2 protein-coding genes are annotated in these 1,858 nt (G+C 38.5%); one reads left to right on the top strand and one right to left on the bottom strand.

Annotated elements, in window-relative coordinates:
* Positions 1-48 precede the first annotated feature (48 nt).
* On the bottom strand, positions 49-186 hold the full coding sequence (locus D5R40_RS36720) for a hypothetical protein (protein ID WP_161565171.1): 138 nt from the start codon (positions 184-186) through the stop codon (positions 49-51).
* Positions 187-948: 762 nt separating this feature from the next.
* Here D5R40_RS36720 and aroF point away from each other — a divergent pair.
* Complete coding sequence (gene aroF, locus D5R40_RS32580) at positions 949-1,797, top strand: 3-deoxy-7-phosphoheptulonate synthase (RefSeq protein ID WP_124147259.1); 849 nt, start codon at positions 949-951, stop codon at positions 1,795-1,797.
* The last annotated feature ends 61 nt before the right edge of the window (positions 1,798-1,858 follow it).

The following is a 1,858-nucleotide window of genomic DNA, read 5'->3' as shown; positions in this document are numbered from 1 at the left end:
AAAATAGCATTTGTCAGTGATTTCTCAGTGTGGTGAAGTACATTGATTTCAGTACAACCAAGGATGGTAAATAATAGACTGTAGCTCAGTTGCTGGGGAAAGGATATACCAAATGTCGCGCATTTTTGCTACATATACTCGACGAATAATAAACCTTTGTTCATAGCAGTAAATGACTTTACTCATCGCATTACTTTTTAGAAATGGTATAATACAAATCCTGTTAATTGCACATAGAATCCGGCTATATAATATCTGTTTATAATTTATTAAATTACTCCAATATTAGACATCTTTTCCACGGATAGGGAGTAGGGAATAGAGGGAAATAATTGATAATTTCTGTACGATAATTGATTTGATTTTTTATTATTGGAGATGTCTATCTAAATCTCCCCTACTCCCTTCCTGGGAGGGGGAGGGGCGAGGGGTGGGTCCCCTACTCTCAACTATGTGGTAAGTATTCAACCGGATTTGATATAACTTGGTATCTGGCCATGAAAAAATTGAGTAAGGACTTGACACTATCTAAATGCTCTGCTAGAATGTTAATTTAACAGGTTAAACATAGAAATATGTCAGTCTCACGTCCAGAGTCCGACTGTTAATATATTCAAAACAAACAAAAAAACTAATGTTTCTCATCAATTCCTACTTTTATTTTTGGCACAGAGAGGTTCACTTGGAGTGAATTTAGCTTTTGCTATGAACCTCTAAGTGAACCGCAGAATAATAACTGCGGTTTTTTTATTTGTAAATTTCACTATCTCAAAAAAAGATGAAAACAGCTATGACTCAAGTTAATACCTGGTATTACGGTTTTTATTTTTGGCCTCGATATAATTCCGGGTAACTTGTCATGCTGACCTTCAACTTTTACCCGGAACTAACAACAGTTTCGGGTTTTTTGTTTTTTACCCCACTTAATCTACATAAGGAGAATATTTCGTGTCTGACGCTAAACTTGCATCCAAATCTCATCCCGAACATCAAACAGTTATTAATATTTCTGAAAGGACAACAGTGGGAGGTAAAGATTTTTTGATTATTGGCGGTCCTTGTACCGTTGAAAGTATGGAACAAATGGAATTAGTAGCAAGCAAGTTAATAACTGCACCCGTACAAATGTTGCGGGGTGGTGTCTATAAACCGCGCACTTCTCCATACTCATTCCAAGGGTTGGGAATAGAAGGATTGAAAATTTTGGCAAAAGTTAGCCAATCTTACCATCTCCCAATCGTAACAGAAGTAATGTCTATTCCGCAAATAGAGTCGGTAGTTGCTGATGCGGATGTGCTGCAAATAGGTAGTCGCAATATGCAAAACTTTGAGTTACTCAAAGCAGTAGGCAAAGTTGGCAAACCTGTAATTTTAAAACGGGGGTTATCTGCGACTATTCAAGAATTTTTGATGGCTGCTGAATATATTCTCAGTTATGGCAACCCGGATGTAGTTTTGTGCGAACGTGGTATTCGTAGTTTCGATAATTATACTCGTAATGTTTTAGATTTAGGTACGGTAGCTGCGCTAAAACAGTTAACTCACTTGCCAGTTATTGTCGATCCTTCTCATGCGGCGGGGAAACGGGAATTAGTCGCACCGTTGGCCAAAGCTGCTATTGCTGGTGGAGCAGATGGTTTGATGATTGAATGTCATCCTGTACCGGAAGAGTCTGTTTCCGATGCACGACAAGCATTGTCATTAGAAGATATGGTGGAGTTGGTTGAAAGTTTACGCCCCATTGCTACAGCAGTGGGGCGACATATTTGTCAGGTAGAGGAGTTTTCTGTGGTTTAGTTTTTTAGCGATCGCTTTTATCCTGTCAATTTCACTCAGTCAGGACTATTGTCATCAAGGT

It is taken from the genome of Okeania hirsuta, assembly GCF_003838195.1.
Taxonomy (GTDB): domain Bacteria; phylum Cyanobacteriota; class Cyanobacteriia; order Cyanobacteriales; family Microcoleaceae; genus Okeania; species Okeania hirsuta.
The sequence above is the reverse complement of the archived record's forward strand: the minus strand, read 5'-3'. Positions and strand labels throughout refer to the sequence as shown.